Origin of the sequence: Vibrio porteresiae DSM 19223 (assembly GCF_024347055.1) — a bacterium.
Classification (GTDB): domain Bacteria; phylum Pseudomonadota; class Gammaproteobacteria; order Enterobacterales; family Vibrionaceae; genus Vibrio; species Vibrio porteresiae.
This window is the reverse complement of sequence record NZ_AP024895.1, coordinates 3,398,291-3,423,293: the sequence shown is the minus strand read 5'-3', so window position 1 is coordinate 3,423,293 and position 25,003 is coordinate 3,398,291. Positions and strand designations below refer to the sequence as shown.

Below are 25,003 nucleotides of genomic sequence, written 5' to 3'. Positions count from 1 at the left end.
TTCCCTATCACGTATAATTCAATGGTGCATAAATACCAACATTGCAATAATTAAGTAACTTAAAACCAAGAATACTATATTTATCCATTGAAATGTCTTATCACTTTACTATCTGTGATGCTTAATAATACAATGTCATTTTCTTGTTTAGTAAAGAAAACCCTCCAGTTTTTATGTTTTAAAACATATATTGACTGTTTTTCACCGTCTATAATCTTTACGTTATGCATTTGCGAAGGACTATTATAATCCATGTTTTCTAATAAACTGAAAATTTCAGAAACTTGCGAATCTAGTTTATAACCACGTAACTCATCGGCAAATTTACTGGAAACCAAAACACTCATTTTTTATATCCTTCCAACTTTGATTTAAATTCATTCAACTCCATAGTATTTACTTCTTTGGGATTTTCTTTAATATTTAATACATATGCTTCAAGCTGAGCTTTTCTCATGTAAGCCTTACAATATTCATCATCAGAAAAAGCCAATATACTATTATCATACTCCATCAAATTAATATGTATCCATAACCAAATGATACTTAATATTATCAATATCCAAAAAGAATACGTCTTAAATGTTCTATTCCATTCAACAATCCCATTTGGTGTTATTTCTGTAGCAAATAAGCTAGAAAAAACTCCTATCACAATCGTGAGAAATAATGTCACAGCCAACCTAATCTTAGGCGATTTTAAGACACACTCCATATTTAAGCTAATCTCCTGTAATCTAACAGTGTCTTTATCATATTTTCAGAAAATATAGACGCGATAGCAGCAACATACTGTTCTATAGGTCTTATGATTCTTTCTACTCATAAATTGCAGAACATGTCTGCATAATCATAAGTGCTCAACTAGGCTCATAGTCTGCTATTAGTATATATAGGTCAAGAACTGACTTAAGAAAGTGGTCTGGAATTGAGTTCTGGATGATTTTGGGGCATTTTCGTGCCAGCTAAGATTAAGCTTACACGTTGATGGACAAAAGCCGTTTGCTTAGGATTGCTTGAGTTTGGGTAAGGTAAAATACGTGAGTTTGATACTCAAATGGAGCTACGGTCAAATCTGGTGTAAACCGACCTTTTCTTTATGATGATTCGCTTTCTCTGGCTTTCGCTACTTTGTCCATAATCACCAAAGTAACAACGCCCAGCTGCAAGATATTGTTAATAACTGACATCATCATAAGCTTGAAGGCGAATCCTACAGCTTGGGACGTAAAAACAAACAGGCTGCACCCGAAAGTAACGAATAAACAAACAAATGATACTTTGAACAAAGTAAAGAATATTTCCGAATAACCGTCCTGAATCCAACGTTTGAAAAAGCGATACTTCTGAAGCGAGAACAGGAATGCGGCTATCGCAGCAAGAAACCCCATCATTGTAAAACTGAAACCAGCAACGACTGTTGCTAGGGTTCTTACTTCTTTAAAGCCGACTGACCAATCAGCATAATGCTTGATTACAAGGTATGCGAAACCAATAGCTACACCAATTAACGGTGTTAGCCATATCAGCTTCTTAACGCTTGCAATCTCTGTATTGGTCATGACATTAAGCCTTTTCTGTATCCTCTAGAGGAACCACGTTATCATCGTTGTCAGCTTCTTTTGAGATATCAACTTTACTAACTTTTGTGGCGAACGGTTTTACCTCTTTATATTGCTCAAGTAAAGGAACGCTTTTCTCTTTGAGGCGATTGTTTGATACATAGGCATCAAACAAAGGCAATAGCTGCTTGTTTTCATCGAACTTTTCACAAATCTGGTCAGGTAGTTTTCTACGCTTCGCTTTCGGATTCAGGGAATCTGTGAGGTTATTTTCATTATCTAACCAGTGATCCATCAGTTGCCCTTTAAACTCATCATGCTTGGCTTTTGCCCCAATCTGCACTATGCCGTCAGTGTTGTTACTCTTACCTGTTGTGTCGTGTCTGTGAACAATATTGTGGAATACGTCGCGCATGTTAGAACCAGACGGTTCTATAGTAATGCGCAAGTTCCCCAATCCTGCTGATTCTGAACCAGTCAGTTTCTTACATAGGTATTTGCTAATATCCCTATCTGCAGCAACATCAATATAGATGCTATTCACTACTTCCATTTCCAGTAGGTCTTTTTTGCTACTAATCGTAGTTAGTGCGCCCAAAGTCACTTCATACTTATTTAGACCAACCTTCTTGAACATCTCATTAATGTAGTCTGCTAAATCATCAAACCTTGGGCAACTCATCCCACTTGCACAAGCAATCACCTGTCGTTCAGTGCAGATATACACGTATGAAGCAAAAGCGACCTTTTCATTAGCGGCAAGATTCTCTGAGATCTCACTAACGGTAATATCTTGCTCGTTCACTCGCTTAATGATGTCATCATCGCTAGTACGCACAAAATAGTACAGGTTCTTTTGAGCTGCGATCTTGGTTAAGTACAGCTTTTCATCACCACGTTTGAAGCTGTTTTTTAGTTCAATGTTATTTGAGCTAACAAATGCGTCAATAATCGGTTTGATGTTGTAGAGAAAGGCTTCTTGAGAATCAAACTCACGCAAATAGTAGCCAAAATAACGAAGCTTCATCGGTATTCCCTTTTGTGCTGTGTATACGAGTGTCTAGATTAATATACCTCATTGCAATATAAAACTGAATGATATTAGCTAAGTTTCATTTCATGACAGGTATGTAATCCCGTTCTGCATAAGATCAGGTATTGGATAATTACATTAACAATATGTGAGTGACTTCCGGCTCTGCATGATAATGGGGCAAAAACGTTTCAGCCAGAGCTGGCTGAAACGAAAGTGGACAGAAACGCGTTTGTCATTTTAGTTATTTCGCAAAAATCGTATAAGCTAGCGTATGGCAAACCTTGAGGAACAGAATAAAATACTTGAGCGCAAGGCTACAGAAAAAAAGTAGCTTTGTGATATCATGTACGTATGAATTAACCGATAAAGTTGCTGAAAGTGCAATGGGACTAGAGATTGACATTAAATCATTTGTTTTAAACTATTTACTGGAAAAACAAATGGTTACACCTGACAGTTTGGTCATTAACGAGTTTACATACGGCACTTTTTCAAGACGTGTTGATTTAGCTTTTATTAAGAATAATGAGATTTATGGTATTGAAATTAAGAGTGAATTTGACACTTTGAATCGCCTTAATGGTCAAGTAAAAGAATATCTAAAAGTGTTCGATAAAGTCATTGTGGTCGTAGCTACAAAACACTTGGCTCACGCCTTGGAGCTTTTACCTGAGTCTGTTGCTCTATGGGAGTTCAATGGGGGAAGGTTGAAGGTTGTACGTCGAGGTAAAAAGGTAAAAATAAAAGATAAATCGATCTTTATAGACCTTATGAGAGTTACTGATTTAATTAAAGTTTCTAATGGCTTTGGTTTGCTCTATGAGACAAAAAGCAGGCACGAACTGTCAAAGGTTGTTTCTAATCTACCTACAACTAAATTGAGAGAGGCTGCATTTAAAGCACTTTTCCGTCGTTACTCTGATGGGGTAAGTCTGTTTTTCAACAATGTGAAACACAGAAAAGTTAAAAATAGTGATTTATCAACCTTATCTCTCAACCCAAAAGAGCCCACTAGTCGAGATTTATCTGACATTCTTGAAGACTTAAACAAGAATCTATTTGAATTGCCTCTAAGCTAGTCCTAGCTAATTCCATAGTTACAACTAGTCTTCCCAATCCTCCTCAGTATCAAGTGCGTCAAAGTTAGACAAGTAATGCAGTTGTTGGTACAGGTGAATATTAATCCTAACAGCAGTAGCTCTATTTGCAGAAGTTATACAGTACTCATCGCGAAACTCTACAGTTTTTTCAATCATTTGCACTCCCCACAATCGTAGACTCGGATTCCAGTAATCACTTTCTACAATTTCTGTGGCAGCCTCTTTGTAAAGAGTGTGCTTTTCTAGTTCTGTTACATTATTGGAGTCTTGAAACTCTTTCCGTACATATCGCCAATCGTTTCTAAGAGGGTAATCTATTCTTGCTGGCGGAATACCTCCACCGCCATTAGTTTTGTTTGCTCTGGCACTCCCTCGGTCAGAGTAAATAACCCTAACTCCTTCACATAAGTTACAAACTGCCGTGTGTAACTGCCTTTCGTAGATCGGTAACTCACCTCTATATGAACCACTAAAGCTTGAGGGAAACGAGGATGCAGAGGTTGCGAATATCGCATGTGGAAGCAACTTGCTGAGCCTAGAAACCAACATTCCATATTGTTCGCTCTGAAGAACATCACTGCGCATGATATCTTCAAAATCCAGCAAAATTAGTAAATCCTTAACTTTATTTTCGATAAGGGATCTGAGAATGGTGTTAATTCTATCTGTGGGATCTTTTTTAATTTTTAGACGTACAACCAACCCACGAGCTAAATCCGTTAGTGATTTAATTTGTTTGCCTATTTGTTCAACATCATGGGTCTGTAAAGTGGGGATGACAACATCATCTAACTCTGTAATGTAATGAACCCAGTTTTCATAACCATTTGTCGGATCAAGTAGTTCATGCACTTCTTTGAATACTGGTCTTTGACTATCAGGATCAGCTAAGTATTTTTTATTATTAAAGACAAAATCGCTGTCAATATCAGCAATCCATGGGCGTGACCCTATAGACACTCCAATTCTAGAAATTGTTTTATCAAGAGTTTTAGAACTAACCCAGCCTTTTAGTGGAAATATCGGCAATAAGAGATTCTTATCTTTATCTGGTAACTTCTCAAGTGCACTCATTTCTGCTGTGCTAATAGCTAGTATAGGAAGGTAATTATACGCTTTATCTATCATTAGATTCTTACTCAACACCAAGTCTGATCTTTAATGCAATCTTCGATACTTCTAAACTGTCGGCAACAACTTCATAAAGTCGTTCACCTTTATACTCTTTGGAATTCTCGTCCATGAGAGCCTGTACAATTTTCATGGGCATTAGAATATCAGCAGCTAGTGCATCTGCTTCGCGTTCAATTTGGTTTGATAAATGGGATCGGTATAAGGGTGTATCTTGAATACCATCACTTAGATACTTACGATGGAGAAGGAAGTGAGCTATTTCATGGGCTATTGTATAACGTTGTCTTGCCTTTACATCATGGCTGTTTACACGAACCGTTACAATTCCATCTACTTCTTTAATTTCGCCAGCTAAGTTTCCTTCTAGTGTTGCTTTCTTTAATATTATGCCAAAGCTTTTCGCTAACTTACCAACTGCAATGGGGTAACTACCATGGGAATCCAAAATTACTTTTCTTTGGCTTTCTGTAATTCTCTTCCACTCTAATGACTTTGTCATGTGTTTTACCTTCTATCTTTTGTCACCATCGAAGTTTTCATCGCTTTCAGTGCCATCAAACTCTGACTCGTCAAAATCTAACTCACTAAGTAGTTCTTCTGTACGCTTCTTCTCGCTGTTGTTCGGGTCATTTCGCAGAATCATATCTACAGCATCCTGCAAGGTATTTTGCAACTTTCCGTCATTTATCAGTTTTTCAAGTTCACTCTTTGCTACACCATTAATCATTTCTTCCATTGTTTGTTTTGCCACAGATTGGGCTTCTTTAGATGCGCTAGTTTTTGTCAGCTCTTTAATCTCTCTATACCCCCAGAAAGCAAGACCTGCAATCACCAAACCAACAATAGTTAGTAATACTGCTACGCACGTAATAGCAACAGCTGCCATATCTGCGTAAGTAAAGTAGTCGTCTTTGTCTGACATCGAATTCAGAGATGACTCAATAGATTCCAATCGGAGTTCTAATCGAGTTTCTTCCTTGGGTTGGGCTTTCTCTGAGGTGACTGCTCCCAAAGACTTTTCTAGTGACTCTACCCTAACTTTCGGGGCATATTTTTCTTCATTGCTTTGCTGCTTATCGATTAGCTGCTTAATTGATTTTTCCTGTTTACTTAAAGTTGCTTTGATCTCGGCTAATTCACTTACTGCGATAGATACTGAACTATTTTGATAGGTATCTATCTCTGGCTTTGGTTCGCTAGCGTTTGAAGATACAGAGAATACTGCAATGAATAGCCCCCAAAAGGCTGCTGCTCGTGCTAATTTGAGTTGTTTATCGTTAATTGACAAAGTCCAGTCACTCTAAGCCGTTATTTGATAAGGTTGCTCAGCATATAATGTACTACCGAATTGAGAGGATGCTTGTTGAGCAATTCCAATTGTTGCACTTTTACAAATCAATAAGATGTAATCAATTGCTAAATCTATGATGTGTGAGTCGTTCATATCTATACAAGGTACGATTCTCAACAATACTTAGGTTTGTCAGAGGGCAATTGATACGCACTGTTATAAATAATGTACTTAGGCGGATAGGTGTCCTGCAATGACCCCGACTCCTGTAGCCCATATACTTTCAAAAACCGAGCTTAAAAAAATACGAGTACGAGCTTTTAATGTTTTATCCATAGACACCTCCTTGATGCTGTCTTGATCCGATGGAACCAATCTAATACTTACGTAACGCAACACAAACAACAAAAGGGCTACAGAGCCAACAATCATCATGAGGCTTGTCAGGCCCCCACCTATTACCCCTATCGGCCTAAGTACATTAGCTTTAATTACATAATGTGTAATATGAACGGTTGCTGAGCAACCAGTAAACCCAAAACAATCTTACATACTCAATCAAGGGCATATTGGTTTATTATAAAAATTTAGTCAAACCTACATCATCAGGACTGTGATAAGCATTAACTCTAAATTGAATAGGGGCAGCTTCGCGCTAGGCGAAGTCAACTTGGCTAAGAGAAAATCAAAGAAACAATGCCGTAACTCTTGGTATGAGCCTGCTCTGGCTGCTTTATAAGTTGCTAGGTGCCAATCGGTGCCTTCGTGAAGGCTTGAGCCTAGTGCGGTGAAAGTTGCACGCTGGGTTCTTGGAGGGGCGACACCTGGTAACAGGTGTCGTCTACTCGACAAAGACTTGGTATCTAATGGCTTGCACATTTACCCATGGCTCTAAATAGGTTGTCTCAATTAACCTAATTGGAGCTATAGGTTAAAAAAATACAATAAAATTAACCTATCGCAGTAAGGTAGTTAACTAGCTAGCTCATTTTGGAACAAATACGTTTCAGCCAGAGCAGACTGAAACGAAAGTGGCTAAGACCGATATGGAGCATATCAATCAAAATATAATGTGTTGAATTTTATATAAATATGTATTTTTTAAAGAAATGCAGCGATTACACGCTCTCTGAAATTCCCTAAGTTCAACTGCCCAGAAGAAGCTGAGTATACTGATATGGTTGACTGTTTTTCCGAACGTTCTTTATCCCAACTAAGCTGTATCTTCCCAATATCAGTTTTTATCTTTTGTTGACCACTACAGACCGCCATGGCGTACCGGATAATGACAATGTAAACGCAGTAATTCCTTGAATCTTTCTCAGAATCTGTTTTCCCCATACATTGGCATTGTCAACTTCATCACCTGAGCAGTGATGAATTTCATCAAACACGACCAGTACACGGTGTTTTTTCATCGTTTCCCAAAAGCTTTTTCTAAGGTATTTCATACTTTGATAAGTAAACGATCCACCTATTGAACCTAGCCATCCGGTAAAAGAGCATCCCAATCGCCATGAAAAGGTATTTTTGATACCTTCAGCGATCGTTAGTGATGGAGAAAAACAGAGAACTAAGTCTATTTTGTCTAGGTCATACAATCTTTTGGCTATTTCTGCTGCCGTTACCGTTTTCCCAGCCCCAGGAGTAACCTGAACCTGAAAATGTGAATGTCCCGCGAGATACTTTTCTAAAGCCAATTCAACACAATCTTTTTGCCATAGCCTTAACATTTTATGTCCACATAAGTACTAAGCTTTAGGGCCTGATTAAGCACATTAATCTTGGCAAGATATCTGACAGATTTTTCTCTAGTTTCTTCTGAAAGTCTTAATAGTGATGATTTCTGGGATGGTAACCTTTCAGACAATAGTTGAAATTCCTCAATCTCGGCTAAAGCTATCGCTAATTCAGCTTCATATTTTCGTCTTTCCCAAACGAGTTCATCGAGACTAAGAGTCTTATTATGACTTTTTTCTACTGCTTCTATCTTTTGTGACTTTCGTCTTTTAGGTTTAAATTTAGTCGTTTTGAACAGTTCTGATTTGTGATAGGTTTTTTTGCGTCCTTGACCTTTGGTCTGAAGCAATCCTTTTTGCTCTAACTGTAGTAGATGACGGTAAAGAAATTTACGCGCTTCTACGACGTCTTTGAACTCTCCTGTTATTTCTAATAGTTCATCCCGTAAATAGGGCACTGTAAACCCATCAAGTCCCTTTTCTATGAGTAGGGTATAGATATATTCATTAAGTAGTGTTTTATTCATCATAAGGGTTCAAATTCAAAGCAAAATGCGGATTATAGTCCGTGGTTATATGATCCGCAATAAAGGATAGTCTTTCATTTTGAGAACCTGTAAAAATGAAAGACTTAGCAATCAAATTCGGCGCAAACTTACGAGCAATGCGTAAAGACAAAGGTCTATCCCAAGATAAGCTTGCTAATTCAGCAGACATCGACCGAAGTTATGTCGGTCGAATAGAAAGAGGGGAGGTCAATATTACACTGGAAAAAGCGTACCAGTTGGCAAGTATTCTTGGTTGCGATGTGCGTGATTTGTTGCCGTAATAGCAATAAACAGCTCTATTTCAGCACTTTGGATTGTATTCGAGATTAACCAATCAAGTTTATTTTTCGTATGTAATTGAGTTGATAAACCATTCTTTATCCCCATCAGGAGTCTGAACGGTAAACTCGTCATCAACTTCTTTCTTCAAGAGCGCTCGCGCCATTGGGGAATCAATAGATATATAATTTTTAGCGCCCCCATAGATTTCTTCTGGACCAACAATACGAAATTTCATCACATCACCGGATTCATTTTCAATTTCGACCCAGGCTCCGAAAAACACTTTACCTTCTTGTTGAGGAGAGTAATCAACAACGGTTACTTCAGGTAAAAACTTTCTTAGAAACCGGACTCGCCTATCTATCTGGCGAAGTAAACGCTTATTGAAGGTGTAATCAGCATTCTCAGAGCGGTCACCTAAGCTTGCAGCCCAAGTTACAATTTTAGTAATTTCAGGTCGTTTTTCATTCCATAAGTGGTCATGTTCAGCTTTCAGTTTGTTGTAACCTTCTCTGGTGATTAGTTTTGTTTTCACTTCTACAGTCCAAGTTATCTATAAGTTTTTTAGCGCCTTTTTGATTGCATCGATGGTTGCAACACGGAAAAAAGACTTTTGAGTATCACTCGAAACTATACTGCCATTTTTTCCAACCTCCAATTGATGTCTACGTAAAAACTCACTAGAAATGAGGTACTCCAATGCGCTTCTTTCCAGCTCAGTGAGCTTAATCGACGCAACAGAGACATCGACGTTATCGAACACTTCAATGACCTGGTTGATTGGCACTATTTCATTAAGTAGTCGTTCTGCTTCTTTTTTTTGCGCATAGAGAATGTTGGCTTGAAGTTTAACTACTGGGTCTTCTAATTCATCTATCCAAGCGTGCATCTTACCTTTTGAGGTGTTTCGTGCTGGCTTTGGTTGGTCTTTTGTTGAAGAGTTGAAGCTTTCAATTAAGGTTCGGTACGATTCACCGGTTTTGTTTCGGATACTTTGTGCCGCAGGAACTCCTCGCCCTTTTCCAAGGCGGGCTATCGTGGAATAGCTAAAGTCATTCAATCCACGTTCTTGTTGTTCCTTGCATATGGTGAACACTGCCTCTAGTGAGTTTTGTACTCGAGGTGAGGCTTTCTTTTTTAGTTGATTCAGAACTTGATCAGGAGTAATTGTTGACATGCTAACCGATCCTTTTTAGTGGTTTCGACTTCTCAAACAATTCTCGAATAGTCTTTTCATCAAAATTGTTATCTATCGATAGGTCCTTTAAAGTCAAACTCCCATCCATAAGACGGTCGACGTTCTCCCAGCCTTTCAACCTTGCCAGCATCAACTCTGTTAACTGGTTCCCCACTAAGAGTTGCTCTGCTTCTGACAGTAAAAAAAGTTGCGGCTGAATACCGTTTTCGACCATCATTTTGTCGATCATTTGGGAGCGTCTTGTTACCGCTAAGTCGTCGCTACAGCTGTGGTACAGCTCTGCATTCGAACACACTTCTGATAGTTGATGAAAATTGCTTACTTCATCCAACTCTACACCTAATGTGAATTCATGCGGAACAATAAGCTGATAGTGATTCTCCGTGTTTTCTTTAGGGTTACGCATAAGAGTTTGACAATTATGTATATGTCGGTGAATTGCGTTCATGTCTGAAAGGTACAAATCTAGCTTCTTCGCTCGTGTTTCAATTGCCGAGTTCAAGTGCATACGTTGTCCAACTAACTTACGTCTATCAGACTCCAGAGCAGACTTCTCTGAGCTATCCGCTTTTATTTTGTAAAGTTGGTGATCAATGACATCTATCTTTTCTGCAATATTATCAATCTCCTGCTCAAGAGAAGTGTAACGTATAGATTGCGTGTTTACGGCTAGGCTTATCTCATTGAATATGGCAGTAAGTCCAACCAAAAAAGCAGGGCCGGTAATAAAAAATCGACACTGAAAACAGTTCTGCTCACCCAAATAACCTGCTGGTACAGAGTGATATATGTTGGCTTTGGTAGCTACAGGAATGCCCCCCTCTGAACAAAAAGCACCTCCTACAGGGCAGATACCAAAGTCTTTCCATAAATAGCTAGAGGCCGGGCGAGCATTGTCGAGTGAACTTAGTAGATCCAAAGATGAACCTACTAACTGTGATTTAACTTCTTCAATTCTCTGCTGTTCCACAAAGGATTTGAGCGTTTGCGTTGCTTTGCTCATCGCCTCCTTTTCACCCAACTCCATTTTCTCTCGTAAGTTGCTGCCTGTTTTATCGCTCTTGGTATAGTAGATGGTCATTATGATGCTGGAATGGCCGACCAATTTCATTATGACTTCCAAAGGAATGCCGAACTCATACGCGTAAGCATTGATCAAACTGACGCGCATTGAGTGTGGAGTGTAAGGGGATTTAAAGCGTGAAAGTGGTATCGTTTGACTATTTTCCAATTCTTTCATCGATTGATTGTATTTTAATCCTTTGTAGGTAGCCGTTGTAATATCATTCTTGGCAGAAAAATATAGTGCAGCAGCAAGCCGTGTCGCTAGTCTGCCACTAAATGTGCCTGGCTCTTTTTCTAGATAGTCGCGGAATAAAAAGCAATTCGCCCCTTTTTGCTTACGCTGAACTTCGTTTAGATTGGTGCGCTCACAATCAAGCCATTTCGTTGGCTCCTTTAGTGGATTATATTTCTGTTGCCACTTTCTAAGCTTTACCAACCAATATGCCAGTTCTATGGGCATGAAGGGAATAGTGTAGCCTGAACCATCAAACTTAGTTTTGTTGGATGTATAATGGACACCGAACTCTCCTTGCCCTGACTTACTCACCATGCTCTGACGATTGGTTAGGCCAGCTAACATAGTCCTATTTTTCTTCCAAACGACTTTATTGTTCTTAAAGTCGGCGAGTTCTTGATCTGCCTCCCCAGAGTCGCAATAGACGATTTGCATCCCTCTTGCAGGGAGTTGCATGAGTGAGTACGTATAGGTCCAGTATGTTGGAAACCAAAGATAGGTTTTCCCATTTTCAACTTTGAAAACGCAATCAGGGTCGTTTTTATCTAGGAGAGAGCTATCGTTGATCTGCACCCAGTCTGATGAAAAAGGATGCAAATGAGCTAAATCCCAATAATTTAGCTTTTTCTCTACGGAGTCTAATGGAAATATCCACTCTCGCCCTGCTTTTACATATTGATAAGGCAGAGCCATCTTATCTGTTTCATTGACAACTTGAGGCGCAGTTTCTCCATTAAAATTAATGTGACTAAATGGGTTTTTGGCGTCCTTGATGTGAGTAATTTCTCCGGTCTCTGTGTCTTCCAAAATAAGATAACTAGAGATAATCCAATCTAAGAACTCATTGATTGAAAACGCCCATTTTTTTCTTCGTGTCACTGGAACTTGTTCAAACAGATTCAGCATTGGTTGAATGTTTGTCGAGCCACGTGTGAGAAACTCCAACGGGGATGTTTCAAAACCATTTGGCTCAATGTATTCACGAACAAATTCACATAAGTCTTTCGCTTTGGTATCTCCGCCACGTGCAGACTTGAGAAACTCTTTTATCGTCGCCGCCCACAAAGACCATTCATCAGTAAAGTATTTCACTTGATACGGTCGTTTAACTCCCCAGAAGTCAAAGGTGTTAGTCCAACCCTTTCCTTGATAATTCTCTTCTGGTTTTGCTGGCATTCTAGGATCATTGGATTCAGCTCGAAGTTTCGCATACTCTGCAAGGCTGCAAACTCCTTTGCTTTGAACCAAAGCTGCTAGTTCGTCATATCCATAAAGCCTTGGTATATCGAGAGCGTCATACCAATTGCTCCAGTCAGGTATTCTTTTTTCAGGCTTGGAGGGTAATTGAGGATAGTTCTTTTGTGTAACTCTGTATTGAGATGAGTCTTTGATTCTTAGAATCGCACATGCTGTTTTGAACTGTTTTAGATTAGATATATCTCTGGGCAATAAGAAGTGAATCCAATCAACCCAGTCAGCGGCATAAACCTGACTTGGATTTGCGGGAAGACGTTCATCTTCTTTGTAACGCTGCTTATATTCATGGGACGATTGAATGCCCAATCCTATCGCTGCTTCGCTTGCCTCTGCGTATGTCGAATAGAGAGACCGCTGCGCTTTATCCAGAAAACTAAACCAATCAACCCAGTCAGCGGCATAAATTTGATTTGGATTTGCGGGAAGACATTCATCTTCTTTGTAACGCTGCTTATATTCTGGCGACGATTGAATACCCAGCCCTATTGCTGCTTCGCTGGCCTCTGCGTATGTCGAATAGAAAGACCGCTTATCTTTATCCAGAAAACTAAACCAATCAACCCAGTCAGCAGCATAAACCTGATTTGGACTCGCGGGAAGACGCTCATCTTCTTTGTAACGCTGCTTATATTCTAGTAACGATTGAATGCCCAATCCTATCGCAGCTTCGCTGGCCTCTGCGTATGTCGAATATAAAGACCGCTTCGCTTTATCCAGAAAACTAAACCAATCAACCCAGTCAGCGGCATAAAGCGTATTTGGACTCGCGGGAAGACGCTCATCTTCTTTGTAACGCTGCTTATATTCTAGGAACGATTGAATGCCCAATCCTATCGCAGCTTCGCTGGCCTCTGCGTATGTCGAATATAAAGACCGCTTCGCTTTATCCAGAAAACTAAACCAATCAACCCAGTCAGCGGCATAAAGCATATTTGGACTCGCGGGAAGACGCTCATCTTTTTTGTAATACTGCTGATATTCTGGCGCTGATTGAATGCCCAATCCTATCGCGGCTTCGCTGGCCTCTGCGTATGTCGAATAGAAAGACCGCTTCGCTTTATCCAGAAAACTAAACCAATCAACCCAGTTAGCGGCATAAAGCGTATTTGGATTCGCGGGAAGACGCTCATCTTTTTTGTAATACTGCTGATATTCTGGCGCCGATTGAATGCCCAATCCTATCGCGGCTTCGCTGGCCTCTGCGTATGTCGAATATAAAGACCGCTTCGCTTTATCCAGAAAACTAAACCAATCAACCCAGTCAGCGGCATAAAGCGTATTTGGATTCGCGGGAAGATGCTCATCTTCTTTGTAACGCTGCTTATATTCTTGTGCCGATTGAATGCCCAATCTTATCGCCGCTTTACTTGCTTGGTTTATAGTTGCGTAAAACTTTTTCATTAGTGAGTGTCTCTCATTTGACGACGAACCTCATCGTCAGAAGGTTTCAAATAAACCAAGCAACTCTCAGGGCTTTTATGGTGCATCGCTTTTTGAATCTCTAGCTGAGAAAAACCTCCTTGGCTTAATCTATAGCCGTAGGAATGGCGATGAGCGTGTGGGGTTGTCCCTAATGACTTGGATGGTTCTAGTCCAATTCGACGAACGGCTCTATTATGCTTCTGATAGAAATTTTTTTTACTCTCTGGATTTCCTTTTGAGTTAACAAAAAGGAACGGAGATTCTGAAGAGGGTTTAGTCGCAAGGTACTTTTGTAGTACCAGAGTAAATTCAACAGCTTTACTAGCTGGATAAAACATCACATCAAAGGATAGGTTGCGATTTGTAAGCAAAGGTCCTTTCCAGCCAGCATATAGTCTATGGCTTCTCGAATACTCATTCCTTGGATTTAGTCGGTATTTGGTAGCCAAGTATTCATTTCGTTTACAGAAACGTTCATCTGGCGACTGTCCATCACTAGGATGAAAAACCGATATGAGAGCTGAGCCTGATTTCTGGTCTAGATGCACATCATGGACATATATATGAAAACACTCCGACAATCTCAACCCACCGAAATGCATCAACATTACAATCAACTGGCTAGCATAATCCGGTTCTCCTGACGGAAAAACAAAACCATGTAGCAGTAAGTCTTCAATTCGGTTTTCTGGAAAGCGATATACTGCTTCGATATCGACTAGGTGCCTCTCAGGCCCTCGAATCATTCTAACAACTGAGAATTGCTGTCGGGATGGATTAGCTAAATGATTCAGAAAGCTACGACTGTGCCTCCTGTAGTAAGCACACCATTGCAAACGCTCTTCTGCATGAGTTGCTTTCCTTAAGGGATTTAGCTTGGGCAAGTCAGTTCCATAAACTGTATCGAGGTAGTCGCAATAATCCGTAATATGGTGAAGAAGAACATTTACGTCTTCATTTCTGCGAGTCGACCAGAACAACCCAGAGCTGTCTTGCCCATCTTGAATTGTTCCAAACTGTAATGCTTCAACAAACGCTCTGAGCAACTCTGTAGCTGATGAGAAGTTTGATACTTGGCGCTCTATAAACTTTAAAAGAAGCTCTACCGCAAAGGTATTTCTCTCCATCCAAGATGGTGATTTACCTCGGTTAGAATATAAGTACCTCAAATGAGAAATCAGCAAGCCACTCTTAGTGAAGATGGCAGGAAGGTTATGTGATAAAGACGCCGCACTAGCCTTATAAGAAACTCTTCTTTTAAGTGTATAAGCCATTCTTACTCACTTGATTTCGGTGACGTTGAATCGTTGGTGTCGCGATCAGTCTTGCCTGAAAGATTTTTGTACTCCTTCGCCGTCTTAATCTTCAACTTTCTTGCAGCTTCACATGCTTCTTGATAGCTAGGATAGAATTTTGATTTTGACATACTAACTCCTATAACTAAGTGACATTACCTTCATAAAAATTAAGGATTCCTTAATATACTTATTAGTATATAGTTGATGGTTCTCACTAATTCAAATGACTGAACTTTGAAATCAGAACTGTCTATATCAGATATTTAAAAGTAGTATTGCACCTATTAGTACGGTCTTAAGAGTAGAACTAATATCAATACAATAAGCGCTTACTACGTCAAATTGATCGCCGTGTACGCTTCTTACGTAAATTTCTCCCTGAAGTTCAAGTGGTCGATTATTCACCACAGCAAGATGGCAAAGTCTTTTTTGGCGCGTGGGTCGAAATTGAAAACGAAGAAGGGGAAACCAAGCGTTTTCGGATTGTTGGACCAGAAGAGATCTATGGTGAAGTAAAAAACTATATCTCTATCGACTCGCCGATGGCGCGTGCGTTGCTAAAACGCGAAGTGGATGATGAAGTCGAAGTCGAAACCCCTTCAGGCAAGAAAGTATGGTTCATCAACAAAATTGAGTATCAAAAAGCAGGATAAGGTTGCCAAGCTTGGCTTGTAAAAGTGAAGTTTGTTGCAAAGGAAACAATCATTAACAATTGTTTTATACGAAGTCTCGATCACAGTGTTACATTTGTGAGCCAAGTATAACAGGGTAAAGTCGATAGTCGGTGAGGGCTTTCATGCAAGAAAATCATAAAATTCTGGTTGTTGATGATGATGCACGCCTAAGAGCTTTGTTGGAACGTTATCTCTCTGAGCAAGGTTTTCAGGTACGTAGCGTGGCAAATGGTGAGCAGATGGATCGTCTGTTGACCCGTGAAACCTTTCATCTCATGGTGTTGGACTTAATGCTACCGGGCGAAGACGGTTTGTCTATTTGTCGTCGTCTACGCAACGCCAATAACACATTGCCAATTCTGATGTTGACGGCAAAAGGCGACGAGATTGATCGCATTGTGGGGTTAGAAGTCGGCGCGGACGATTACCTACCTAAACCATTTAACCCTCGCGAATTGCTCGCGCGTATTAAAGCGGTACTGCGTCGCCAAGTGGTTGAAGCGCCGGGAGCACCGAGTGCTGAAGAGTCTGTGGTTGAGTTCGGCGAGTTTCGCTTAAACCTAGGTACACGAGAAATGTTCCGTGGTAATGAAGCCATGCCACTGACCTCGGGTGAATTTGCTGTATTAAAGGCACTAGTGCTCAATGCCCGTGAACCGTTATCCCGTGATAAGTTAATGAATATGGCCCGTGGTCGTGAGTACTCAGCGATGGAACGTTCTATCGATGTGCAAATTTCACGTCTACGCAGAATGCTGGAAGTTGACCCAAGTAAACCGCGATATATTCAGACGGTTTGGGGACTCGGTTATGTCTTTGTCCCAGATGGTAAGCTAAGCTAATGATAATGAAGGTGCCTTAGGGCACCTTTTTCTTCTCCACTCTCTTTTTAAGATACGACCTACAAAGGTGTCTTATGCGTTTGCGTGTCCGTAGTTCTTTTACTCAATCCATTTTATTGTTTTTAACGTTACTGATCGCCAGCCAAGTCTATTCCTACTATGCCGTCTTCAATTACGCTTTGATGCCCAGCTTGCAGCAGTTTAATAAAATCCTTGGGCATGAAATCAACCTCATGCTCGATGTGTCGGTGAAGAATAACCATCTTGCTTTAGATGCTCCGCAGCGTCAGCGCGTTTTGGAGCAATTAGGGGTGACGGTTCATAGTGAAAATAGCCCAGAGGCAAAAGAGTATCGCCATGGTGTGAGCATCGATTTGATGAGCGAAGAGATGAGCGAAGACCTTGGCTCTCCAACCGATGTACGAATGGCGCTTGGCAAAGAAAGTTATGTGCTGTGGATTAAGATTGAAAACCTACCAGGACAGTTGATTCGTATTCCTCTTTCTGAGTTGCAAGAGGATGATTTTGCTCCGCTATTTCGCAACAGTTTGATCATGGCGTTTCTCATCGTGTTAGGCGGTTGGCTATTTATTCGTTTGCAAAACCGACCTTTGATCGCCTTGGAAAAAGCCGCTAAAGCCGTTGGTAAAGGTGAATATCCTGAGCCATTACCCGAGAAAGGAGCTTTGGAAATACGCTCAGTAACTCGCGCTTTTAACCAAATGGCCAAAGGTATCCAAGCGTTGGAGGAGGATCGCGCTTTGTTGATGGCAGGGATCAGTCATGATTTACGTACACCGCTGACTCGCATCCGCTTAGCTACGGAAATGATGTCACCAGAGGACTCTTATCTCGCCGAAGGCATCATTTCAGACACCGAAGAGTGTAACGAGATTATTAGTCAATTCATGGATTACCTAAAACCAGTCGACACTGAGACCTTTGTCGCTGTAGACATGAACATCATTGCCGAAGAGGTGGTGATGGCAGAAAACCTGATGGAAGGTAAAGAGCTGGATTGTCAGTTGCATCCCGATGCTAAGCCAGCCAAAGGTAACCCTATTGCGATTAAACGCGCGTTGACTAACTTGGTCGTGAATGCTTGTCGCTACGGTAATGGGTGGGTAAAAGTGTCATCGGGCATGAGTGCGGATAGACGCATGGTATGGATGAGCGTGGAAGATAATGGTCCGGGGATTCCACCGGATCAAGTGAACAAACTCTTTGAACCGTTTACTCGTGGAGACCAAGCTCGTGGTAGTGAAGGGACGGGATTGGGCTTAGCGATTGTTCGACGTATTGTCAGTCAGCATCACGGTATTGTTGCGGTGAATAACCGCAGCGAAGGTGGTTTACGCGTGCAAATCAGTTTTCCAGTGGTATCAAAAAAGGGGCTATAAAGCCCCTTTGTTCGACATTGCTCTCTACGAGTCTTATGCTTCTTGCTCTTCTTCTTCATCCATATGAATAGGAAGAATCAGGTTCAACACGATGGCAGTGATACCGCCAGCCGCAATACCGGTTGAGAAAATATTCTTAATGAATTCAGGCATGAATTGCAGAATTTCTGGTTTTTGTGCCACACCCAACCCCATCGAGAATGAGAGCGCCATGATCAGAATCGCGCGGCGGTCTAGCTCTACGCGAGAAATAATACGCACACCTGCAGCTGCAATCGTACCAAACATCACGATGGTAGCCCCACCAAGCACGGGCTCTGGAATCATTTGTACAAAGCTAGCCACACCAGGGAATAGACCAAGCAATACCAACATGCCAGAAATAAAGTAACCCACATAGCGACTTGCTACGCCGGTCAGCATGATAATGCCGTTATTTTGGCTGAAGGTTGAGTTCGGGAAGCTGTTAAAAAATGCCGCTAAAGCTGAGTTAAAACCATCTGCCAATACGCCGCCTTTTAGGCGTTTCATGTAGATTGGGCCTTTTACTGGTTCACCGGATACTTCTGATGTCGCAGTGATATCACCAATCGCTTCAAGTGCTGTAATAAAGAAAATCAATACAAGAGGAATGAATAGAGACCAGTCAAAGTGCAGGCCAAACTGCATTGGAATTGGCATTGCAAACCAAGAGCCAGTTTGTGGTTTTTCCATGTTAACCATGCCTAGGAAATAGGCCAATACATAACCTGCCAACATCGCAATCACAATCGAAGAGACGCGAATATAAGGGTTACGAGAGCGGTTTAAAATAACAATCAGCGCCAACACTGTGCCAGCTAGGGCCATGTTATCTAGGCTGCCAAATGTGTGGCTAGCCATCGCAGAATAACCGCCGCCCATAGAGACTAGACCCACTTGAATTAGAGTCAGACCAATCAGCGTTACCACAATACCAGAGACCAGTGGGGTGATAATGCGTTGTGCGAATTCCAATACGCGTGATAGCAAAATTTCAGCGAGAGAGGCAACCAAAATAGTACCGAAAATGGATGCCATCATCGTTGGGATATCAGCACCGCCAGCCTTTAGAGATAAACCTGCACCAATAATTGGACCTAAGAAGTTAAAGCTGGTGCCTTGGATGGAAAGTAGGCCAGAACCGATAGGACCAATGGTACGAATTTGAATAAAGGAAGAAACACCTGAAGCAAATAGCGACATGCTGATGATGGTGTTGGTTTGATCTGCAGGCACTCCCAACGTCTGACAAATGATCAGTGATGGGGTGATAACTGCGACAAACATCGCCAATAAGTGCTGAATAGCCGCGAAAAGAGTTTGCGGTAGTGGTGGGCGATCATTGAGTTGGTAAACCAAATCAGACTTACGCGCAGTGTTCTTGGTTGTCATAATGAGTTCCTAATATTCAAATATCTGGCTTTTTCGACGCTGAATGGGCTGAAAAAGTGGAGCAGGCATTTATCTGTGATTGCTGTTATTCAGATTCTGCTCAGGATCGTGTGTTCGATGTATTGATCTTAATGATCAAAACCTCAAAATCAGGCGGGCGATTATAGAGTGTTCAGGGTAAAAAGCAAACGTTTGCGAGTGGTGAAACCGAAATTTCTTGACCGATTAGACAAGAGAATTTTGTTTAAGAAATAAACAGTACTGACGTTGTTAGTCAGTGTATCGGGAAAATCTTTTTAATTTGATTGAGTTAGGGAAAATTTGTCGTGTTCTGGGCTTAAACCACCCAGAACAGACGAGAGGTTCTTGCTTAGGCGTTGGAGTAGCGGTCGCGATTACTCATCCAGCGATCGATAATGGCTTGAGCGTTATCCGGATAATGAGTGAAGATATGGCGTGATATACGCTGAACTTCGGGAACTAGGCGTTGATCGCGCACCAAATCAGCGATTTTGAAATCGGCTAAGCCAGTTTGTTTGGTTCCGAGTAGCTCACCCGGTCCACGAATTTCGAGATCCCGTTGAGCGATGATGAATCCATCATTACTTTCTCTTAGTACGCCGAGACGTTTTTGGGCGGTTTTAGAAAGAGGTGCGTGATAGAGCAATACACAGTGGCTAGCGACTGAACCACGACCAACGCGGCCACGTAACTGGTGTAATTGAGCCAAGCCAAGACGCTCTGGGTTTTCGATGATCATTAAGCTCGCATTGGGTACATCCACGCCAACTTCGATAACGGTGGTGGCAACCAACAAGTGCAGCTCATTGGCTTTAAAGGCACGCATCACTTCCTGCTTTTCAGCAGCTTTCATACGCCCATGCACCAAACCGATTTTGACATCAGGCAGTGTAGTTTGAAGTTCTTGAGCAATGTCTGCTGCGGCTTGCGCTTCAAGTACTTCCGATTCATCAATCAAGGTACACACCCAATAGGCTTGTTTCCCCTCGGTAAGGCAGGCATGACGCACGCGGTCGATAATATCTTGGCGTTTGGTGTCAGGAATCGCGACCGTTTGAATCGGGGTTCGACCGGGTGGCAATTCGTCGATAATCGATGTTTCTAGATCGGCGTAAGCGGTCATTGCGAGAGTGCGAGGAATCGGTGTCGCGGTCATGATCAGCTGATGAGGAACCGCACCTTGTTTAATGCCTTTTTCACGAAGTTCTAGGCGTTGATGAACACCAAAGCGGTGTTGCTCATCAATAATAACCAAGGCCAGGTTGTGAAATTCCACATGCTCTTGGAAGAGGGCGTGGGTTCCGACCACCATTTGTGCTTCGCCACTGGCGATGCGCGCCAGTTCTTGCTCTTTCGCTTTACCTTTGAGTTTGCCAGCCAGCCAACCGACTTGAATGCCTAATGACTCAAACCAATTTGCAAAATTAAGCGCATGTTGCTCGGCGAGCAATTCGGTTGGTGCCATTAAGGCGACTTGATGGCCATGAGCAATTGCCCTGACTGCAGCCAACGCTGCAACTAAGGTTTTACCTGAACCTACATCGCCTTGAACCAGACGCATCATCGGGTGAGGTTTAGCGAGATCCATTTCAATCTCTCCCACGACGCGCGCTTGTGCATTGGTTGGAGAAAAAGGCAGTTGCGCTAACAATTGCTGTTTCAGCTCATCTGCAGCAGGCAATGCCACTGCATTCTCTTGCTGCCCTTTACTGCGCACCGTGAGCATCGAAAGATTTTGTGCGAGTAATTCTTCCATGATGAGTCGAATTTGCGCAGGATGGCGACCTTGATCAAACAGCGATAGATCAATATCAGCTGGTGGACGATGAATGATGTGCAGTGCTTGCCCCATCGTCATCTGGTGATCATAAAGCCCTGAAGGTAACAGCTCTTGAACCGCAGCTTTATCGAGCAGCTCTAGAGCTTGATCGGTCAGGTTACGCAGAGTGATTTGCCGCAAACCGTCAGTGGTTGGGTAAACCGGCGTTAAATTAGGTTCTACATCGGGCTTTTGCGCTGGGGCATAAAACTGGTAGTCCGGATGGATGATCTCTAATCCGCCATTACCCGGTTTGATTTCACCATAGGCATGAACCAATTTCCCTTCAGTAAAATTGTTTTTCATTCCCGCAGTAAAATTGAAAAAACGCAAAGTGAGCGTGCCGTTGCCGTCACTGATGCGTACGGCCAACATTTTGCGTCGGCCAAATATGGTATCTACCGACATCACTTTGCCTTGAACGGCAGCCCAAATTCCGGGGTGAAGCTTGATGATAGGATAAATGCGGGTACGGTCTTCATAACGCAGCGGCAGATGAAAGAGTAAATCTTGCACCGTCACTAAGCCGATCTTCTCTAGCTTCTCGGCCACTTTGGCACCTACTCCAGATAGTGATGTCAATGGCACGGCGGAAAGCAGTTGGGACATAAATCAGCTCTTCGTTAATCAGATAGATAGCGATTATTCAAACACTGGGCTGTGTTTTTGTACAGGAAAACTTTTGGGAAGTTGGAGGTGATTGGCTATCACCCCCACTTTTTTGCAACCTTGCGTCACGAGGTGTAAACCACGGCAAAAAGTTATTTGCTTTGCATCTCTTTCCACCACGCTTCATCGGCCACAATTTCCCCTTGATCATCAAGGTTTGGATAAGGAAGACCTTTGCGCTGGGCGACTTTGGCTAAAACGGGATGACCGCGTTCAAACAGGATGCGTTCAATAGTTTCAGGTGAAAGCAAGCTCGTGTCTCGATCATACATGCCTGCCGCTTGGCGTTGACGCTGTGCTTCATAGAGAATCAAGGCGCCCGCAACAGATACATTCAAAGACTGCACCATGCCGACCATAGGAATGACGATGTCGTGATCTGCTAGCGCTAAGGCTTTATTGGAGATACCTACTTTCTCACTACCCAAAATAATCGCGGTAGGTTTGGTGTAATCCACTTCACGAAAATCGATGGCTTTATCAGACAGGTTGGTGACCAAAATCTGCATACCTTGGGCTTTGAGTGTTTGTACCGCTTCTTCAATCGTGTCGTGGGTATCGACTTCAACCCAGTTGCGAGCTCCTGCGGAGGTATGGTTGAGAGAGCGCATCTGTTCATTTGGCCAAACCGCATGAATCTTGTGCAGGCCAGTGGCATCGGCAGTACGAATCACTGCAGAAACATTGTTGGGTTTGTGAACCTCTTCAAGACATACGGTGAGGTCGGGTTGACGTGCTTTGAGCACTTCTTGAATACGGGCGTAGCGTTCAGCATTCATTTAACGGCGTTCCAATAAATATCATCCAGTCCCATACGAGATGGGACTGGACGGGAGACGGGGTTAGTATTTTCTACGTCTGACTTTCAATGCATCGTGCATAGAGCGAATTTTACGCATAATACCAGCGAGGTGAACACGGTCCTTCGTGGTCAACAGTACGGTGACTGTATACAGGCGACCATCACGCTCTTCTGTCGACAGACCTTGAATGTTAGAGCCTGTTTGAGAAATCACGTTAGTCAGTTCAGCGAGTGCACCTTGTCGATTCAAAATATCAACGCGAAGCTCTGCAATGAACTCTTGGTCGTAATCCTTCGACCATTCTACGGCCATGTATTTATCAGGTTCTTTCTGATAACCACGGACGTTAGGACAAGTCTCACGATGGACTACCAAGCCACGACCCGGAGAGACGTGAGCAATAATAGAATCATCTGGGATTGGGTGACAGCAGTTCGCAAACGTCAGCAAGATACCTTCCGCACCGCGAATCGGCATTTTGCGTTTGTTGTTGCCCGGTTGCTGCTCTTTGTCTGCAGAAGCAAAACCTTCAACATCACCCAGTAGACGACGCGCGATAACGATACTCATCAGTTCGCCAAGACCAATCGCGGCGAGCATGTCATCAACCGAAGCTACTTTCAGATCACTAACAACCTGTTTGACGACCTCTTCGCTGATGTCGTTGAGGGTGCAATCGCCCAAAGCATGGTTGAGCAGACGACGTCCTAACATCACCGAATCTTCACGGCGCATCGTTTTAAGAACTTGACGGATCTTAGTGCGAGCGCGTGAGGTCACCACATAGTTTAGCCAAGCCGCATTTGGTCTTGCGCCTGGTGCACTAATGATCTCAACGGTTTGACCATTTTTAAGTGGTTTGCTGAGTGGGTAAGGCATGCGATCAACACGAGCACCTACACAGGAGTTACCAATATCGGTATGCACTGCATATGCAAAGTCGACAGCGGTTGCCCCAACAGGCATTTCGACAATGCGACCTTTAGGTGTGAAGACGAAAATCTCATCTGGGAACAGGTCAGATTTTACGTTTTCAATAAATTCGAATGAGTTACCTGCGCTTTGTTGTAGCTCGAGCAGGCTTTGCATCCAACGCTGAGCTTTAATTTGCGCAGTAGTACCAACGCGCTCACCGTTAGATTTATACGACCAATGTGCTGCAACCCCTTTGTCCGCCATTTGATCCATATCTTCAGTACGAATTTGTACTTCAACAGGAACGCCATGAGGACCCACCATGGATGTATGCAAGGATTGATAGCCGTTCGCTTTGGGAACCGCAATATAATCTTTGACCCGACCAGGACGTGGTTTGTACAGGCTGTGTACTTGCCCTAAGGCGCGGTAACAGGTGTCAGCATCATCCACAATGACTCGGAACGCGTAAATATCCATAATGGTATGGAAACGCTGTTCTTTGGTTTTCATCTTGTTATAGATGGAGTAGAGGTTTTTTTCGCGACCGACCACTCGAGCATGAAGTCCAGCATCTTGCAGGCGACCTTCAATTTCGTTGTGGATACGTTGAATCATCTCTTTACGGTTACCACGAGCGGCTTTCACCACTTCTTTTAGAACGCGATAACGGTTGGGATAGAGAGCTTCAAAGCCTAACTCTTCGAGTTCAGTTTTGATATTGTGGATGCCCAGACGATGGGCGAGAGGTGCGTAGATCTCAAGAGTTTCTCGGGCAATGCGGCGACGCTTGTCCGGACGTAAGGATCCGAGGGTACGCATGTTATGGGTACGGTCTGATAGTTTAATCAGAATGACTCGGATGTCTTGCACCATGGCAAGCACCATCTTACGAAAGTTTTCGGCCTGAGCTTCTTTTCGATCGCGAAACTTCAGCTTATCCAATTTCGACACACCGTCTACCAGCTCGGCAACAGCATGACCAAATTGTTTTTCTAACTCTTCCTTGGTGACGGCTGTATCTTCTATCACATCATGGAGCAACGCGGCTTGAAGCGTTTCTAAATCCAAACGCATTTCAGCCAGAATGCGTGCTACCGCAACGGGATGGATAATATAAGGTTCGCCACTTGAGCGGGTTTGCCCTTCATGGGCATCTCTTGCTACCACATAAGAGCGACGCAGAGCCTCTAGTTGAGGCTCTGTCAGATACTCTTGGGCAACATCCTTGAGGCTATCGAATAGATACAAATTTTCAGGCCCGAGTGTTAATTAATGCC

21 protein-coding genes and 2 pseudogenes are annotated in these 25,003 nt (G+C 42.4%); 5 read left to right on the top strand and 18 right to left on the bottom strand.

The features are described from left to right. Positions 1-80 precede the first annotated feature (80 nt). From OCV11_RS15660 to OCV11_RS15645, 4 genes are all read right to left on the bottom strand, one after another. A complete protein-coding gene (locus OCV11_RS15660; protein ID WP_261893966.1) occupies positions 81-347 on the bottom strand; it encodes a hypothetical protein in 267 nt (88 codons plus the stop codon). Beyond that, the gene (locus tag OCV11_RS15655; RefSeq protein WP_261893965.1) at positions 344-676 is read right to left on the bottom strand and encodes a hypothetical protein; all 333 of its coding nucleotides are present in this window, start codon (positions 674-676) and stop codon (positions 344-346) included. The genes OCV11_RS15660 and OCV11_RS15655 overlap by 4 nt, the downstream gene beginning before the upstream one ends. Positions 677-1,097: 421 nt before the next feature. Then, a complete protein-coding gene (locus OCV11_RS15650; RefSeq protein WP_261893963.1) occupies positions 1,098-1,562 on the bottom strand; it encodes a hypothetical protein in 465 nt (154 codons plus the stop codon). A 4-nt stretch (positions 1,563-1,566) separates the two neighbouring features. Continuing rightward, positions 1,567-2,589: a hypothetical protein gene (locus tag OCV11_RS15645; RefSeq protein WP_261893962.1), complete on the bottom strand. Its 1,023-nt coding sequence runs from the start codon at positions 2,587-2,589 to the stop codon at positions 1,567-1,569. A gap of 392 nt (positions 2,590-2,981) precedes the next feature. On the opposite strand from OCV11_RS15645, the gene OCV11_RS15640 reads away from it, so the two are divergent. Continuing rightward, complete coding sequence (locus OCV11_RS15640) at positions 2,982-3,677, top strand: sce7726 family protein (protein WP_261893961.1); 696 nt, start codon at positions 2,982-2,984, stop codon at positions 3,675-3,677. 24 nt (positions 3,678-3,701) lie between these two features. On the opposite strand, the gene OCV11_RS15635 is transcribed toward OCV11_RS15640, so the two are convergent. The 5 genes and pseudogenes from OCV11_RS15635 to OCV11_RS15615 form a co-directional block, all read right to left on the bottom strand. Continuing rightward, positions 3,702-4,826: a beta family protein gene (locus tag OCV11_RS15635; RefSeq protein WP_261893960.1), complete on the bottom strand. Its 1,125-nt coding sequence runs from the start codon at positions 4,824-4,826 to the stop codon at positions 3,702-3,704. A gap of 7 nt (positions 4,827-4,833) precedes the next feature. Beyond that, complete coding sequence (locus OCV11_RS15630; RefSeq protein ID WP_261893959.1) at positions 4,834-5,331, bottom strand: ImmA/IrrE family metallo-endopeptidase; 498 nt, start codon at positions 5,329-5,331, stop codon at positions 4,834-4,836. Between the two features lie 12 nt (positions 5,332-5,343). Continuing rightward, a complete protein-coding gene (locus OCV11_RS15625) occupies positions 5,344-6,120 on the bottom strand; it encodes a hypothetical protein (protein ID WP_261893958.1) in 777 nt (258 codons plus the stop codon). 1,265 nt (positions 6,121-7,385) lie between these two features. Further along, positions 7,386-7,856 (bottom strand): annotated as a pseudogene (locus tag OCV11_RS15620) (DEAD/DEAH box helicase); the annotation flags it as partial. After that, entirely contained in the window at positions 7,850-8,392 is a 543-nt protein-coding gene (locus OCV11_RS15615; protein ID WP_261893957.1) for a phage tail tape measure protein, read from the bottom strand. The pseudogene OCV11_RS15620 and the gene OCV11_RS15615, both read right to left, overlap by 7 nt. Before the next feature lie 92 nt (positions 8,393-8,484). Between OCV11_RS15615 and OCV11_RS15610 the strand changes: the two genes are divergently transcribed. Continuing rightward, on the top strand, positions 8,485-8,691 hold the full coding sequence (locus tag OCV11_RS15610) for a helix-turn-helix domain-containing protein (protein WP_261893956.1): 207 nt from the start codon (positions 8,485-8,487) through the stop codon (positions 8,689-8,691). Between the two features lie 59 nt (positions 8,692-8,750). Here OCV11_RS15610 and greB read toward each other — a convergent pair whose 3' ends face one another. Genes greB through OCV11_RS15585 form a run of 5 tightly spaced genes read right to left on the bottom strand, consistent with a single transcriptional unit; the run spans position 8,751 to position 15,295 of the window. After that, positions 8,751-9,227 carry a transcription elongation factor GreB gene (gene greB, locus OCV11_RS15605; protein WP_261893954.1) on the bottom strand — a complete coding sequence of 159 codons (477 nt, stop codon included), beginning with the start codon at positions 9,225-9,227 and terminating at the stop codon, positions 8,751-8,753. Positions 9,228-9,245: 18 nt separating this feature from the next. Next, a complete protein-coding gene (gene gmtX / locus OCV11_RS15600) occupies positions 9,246-9,869 on the bottom strand; it encodes a gamma-mobile-trio protein GmtX (protein ID WP_261893952.1) in 624 nt (207 codons plus the stop codon). Position 9,870: 1 nt separating this feature from the next. Further along, positions 9,871-13,848: a gamma-mobile-trio integrase GmtZ gene (gene gmtZ, locus OCV11_RS15595; protein WP_261893951.1), complete on the bottom strand. Its 3,978-nt coding sequence runs from the start codon at positions 13,846-13,848 to the stop codon at positions 9,871-9,873. Next, positions 13,848-15,143 (bottom strand): gamma-mobile-trio recombinase GmtY, encoded by a 1,296-nt coding sequence (gene gmtY, locus OCV11_RS15590; protein WP_261893950.1) that lies wholly within the window; start codon positions 15,141-15,143, stop codon positions 13,848-13,850. Before gmtY ends, gmtZ begins: the two co-directional genes overlap by 1 nt. Before the next feature lie 2 nt (positions 15,144-15,145). Next, complete coding sequence (locus OCV11_RS15585; protein ID WP_261893949.1) at positions 15,146-15,295, bottom strand: hypothetical protein; 150 nt, start codon at positions 15,293-15,295, stop codon at positions 15,146-15,148. 183 nt (positions 15,296-15,478) lie between these two features. Here OCV11_RS15585 and OCV11_RS15580 point away from each other — a divergent pair. The 3 genes and pseudogenes from OCV11_RS15580 to envZ form a co-directional block, all read left to right on the top strand. After that, positions 15,479-15,820, top strand: a pseudogene (locus OCV11_RS15580) (GreA/GreB family elongation factor); the annotation flags it as partial. 143 nt (positions 15,821-15,963) lie between these two features. Continuing rightward, entirely contained in the window at positions 15,964-16,683 is a 720-nt protein-coding gene (gene ompR, locus OCV11_RS15575; protein WP_261893948.1) for an osmolarity response regulator transcription factor OmpR, read from the top strand. Positions 16,684-16,763: 80 nt separating this feature from the next. Beyond that, the gene (gene envZ / locus OCV11_RS15570; protein ID WP_261896322.1) at positions 16,764-18,083 is read left to right on the top strand and encodes a two-component system sensor histidine kinase EnvZ; all 1,320 of its coding nucleotides are present in this window, start codon (positions 16,764-16,766) and stop codon (positions 18,081-18,083) included. Between the two features lie 33 nt (positions 18,084-18,116). Here envZ and OCV11_RS15565 read toward each other — a convergent pair whose 3' ends face one another. The 4 genes from OCV11_RS15565 to spoT all read right to left on the bottom strand — a co-directional run bounded on the left by OCV11_RS15565 (position 18,117) and on the right by spoT (position 24,974). Then, the gene (locus OCV11_RS15565; protein WP_261893947.1) at positions 18,117-19,496 is read right to left on the bottom strand and encodes a uracil-xanthine permease family protein; all 1,380 of its coding nucleotides are present in this window, start codon (positions 19,494-19,496) and stop codon (positions 18,117-18,119) included. Positions 19,497-19,866: 370 nt separating this feature from the next. After that, complete coding sequence (recG, locus tag OCV11_RS15560) at positions 19,867-21,945, bottom strand: ATP-dependent DNA helicase RecG (RefSeq protein ID WP_261893946.1); 2,079 nt, start codon at positions 21,943-21,945, stop codon at positions 19,867-19,869. A 152-nt stretch (positions 21,946-22,097) separates the two neighbouring features. Beyond that, positions 22,098-22,784 carry a tRNA (guanosine(18)-2'-O)-methyltransferase TrmH gene (gene trmH, locus OCV11_RS15555; RefSeq protein ID WP_261893945.1) on the bottom strand — a complete coding sequence of 229 codons (687 nt, stop codon included), beginning with the start codon at positions 22,782-22,784 and terminating at the stop codon, positions 22,098-22,100. A 63-nt stretch (positions 22,785-22,847) separates the two neighbouring features. Then, positions 22,848-24,974 (bottom strand): bifunctional GTP diphosphokinase/guanosine-3',5'-bis pyrophosphate 3'-pyrophosphohydrolase, encoded by a 2,127-nt coding sequence (gene spoT, locus OCV11_RS15550; RefSeq protein ID WP_261893943.1) that lies wholly within the window; start codon positions 24,972-24,974, stop codon positions 22,848-22,850. Positions 24,975-25,003: the final 29 nt, after the last annotated feature.

What these genes read in the sequence shown, in the direction of transcription:
- OCV11_RS15660 (WP_261893966.1), bottom strand. Translation starts at nt 347, where the DNA reads ATGAGTGTTTTGGTTTCCAGTAAATTTGCCGATGAGTTACGTGGTTAT.
- OCV11_RS15650 (WP_261893963.1), bottom strand. Translation starts at nt 1,562, where the DNA reads ATGACCAATACAGAGATTGCAAGCGTTAAGAAGCTGATATGGCTAACA.
- OCV11_RS15645 (WP_261893962.1), bottom strand. Translation starts at nt 2,589, where the DNA reads ATGAAGCTTCGTTATTTTGGCTACTATTTGCGTGAGTTTGATTCTCAA.
- OCV11_RS15640 (WP_261893961.1), top strand. Translation starts at nt 2,982, where the DNA reads ATGGGACTAGAGATTGACATTAAATCATTTGTTTTAAACTATTTACTG.
- OCV11_RS15635 (WP_261893960.1), bottom strand. Translation starts at nt 4,826, where the DNA reads ATGATAGATAAAGCGTATAATTACCTTCCTATACTAGCTATTAGCACA.
- OCV11_RS15630 (WP_261893959.1), bottom strand. Translation starts at nt 5,331, where the DNA reads ATGACAAAGTCATTAGAGTGGAAGAGAATTACAGAAAGCCAAAGAAAA.
- OCV11_RS15615 (WP_261893957.1), bottom strand. Translation starts at nt 8,392, where the DNA reads ATGATGAATAAAACACTACTTAATGAATATATCTATACCCTACTCATA.
- OCV11_RS15610 (WP_261893956.1), top strand. Translation starts at nt 8,485, where the DNA reads ATGAAAGACTTAGCAATCAAATTCGGCGCAAACTTACGAGCAATGCGT.
- gmtX (WP_261893952.1), bottom strand. Translation starts at nt 9,869, where the DNA reads ATGTCAACAATTACTCCTGATCAAGTTCTGAATCAACTAAAAAAGAAA.
- gmtZ (WP_261893951.1), bottom strand. Translation starts at nt 13,848, where the DNA reads ATGAAAAAGTTTTACGCAACTATAAACCAAGCAAGTAAAGCGGCGATA.
- gmtY (WP_261893950.1), bottom strand. Translation starts at nt 15,143, where the DNA reads ATGGCTTATACACTTAAAAGAAGAGTTTCTTATAAGGCTAGTGCGGCG.
- OCV11_RS15585 (WP_261893949.1), bottom strand. Translation starts at nt 15,295, where the DNA reads ATGTCAAAATCAAAATTCTATCCTAGCTATCAAGAAGCATGTGAAGCT.
- ompR (WP_261893948.1), top strand. Translation starts at nt 15,964, where the DNA reads ATGCAAGAAAATCATAAAATTCTGGTTGTTGATGATGATGCACGCCTA.
- OCV11_RS15565 (WP_261893947.1), bottom strand. Translation starts at nt 19,496, where the DNA reads ATGACAACCAAGAACACTGCGCGTAAGTCTGATTTGGTTTACCAACTC.
- recG (WP_261893946.1), bottom strand. Translation starts at nt 21,945, where the DNA reads ATGTCCCAACTGCTTTCCGCCGTGCCATTGACATCACTATCTGGAGTA.
- trmH (WP_261893945.1), bottom strand. Translation starts at nt 22,784, where the DNA reads ATGAATGCTGAACGCTACGCCCGTATTCAAGAAGTGCTCAAAGCACGT.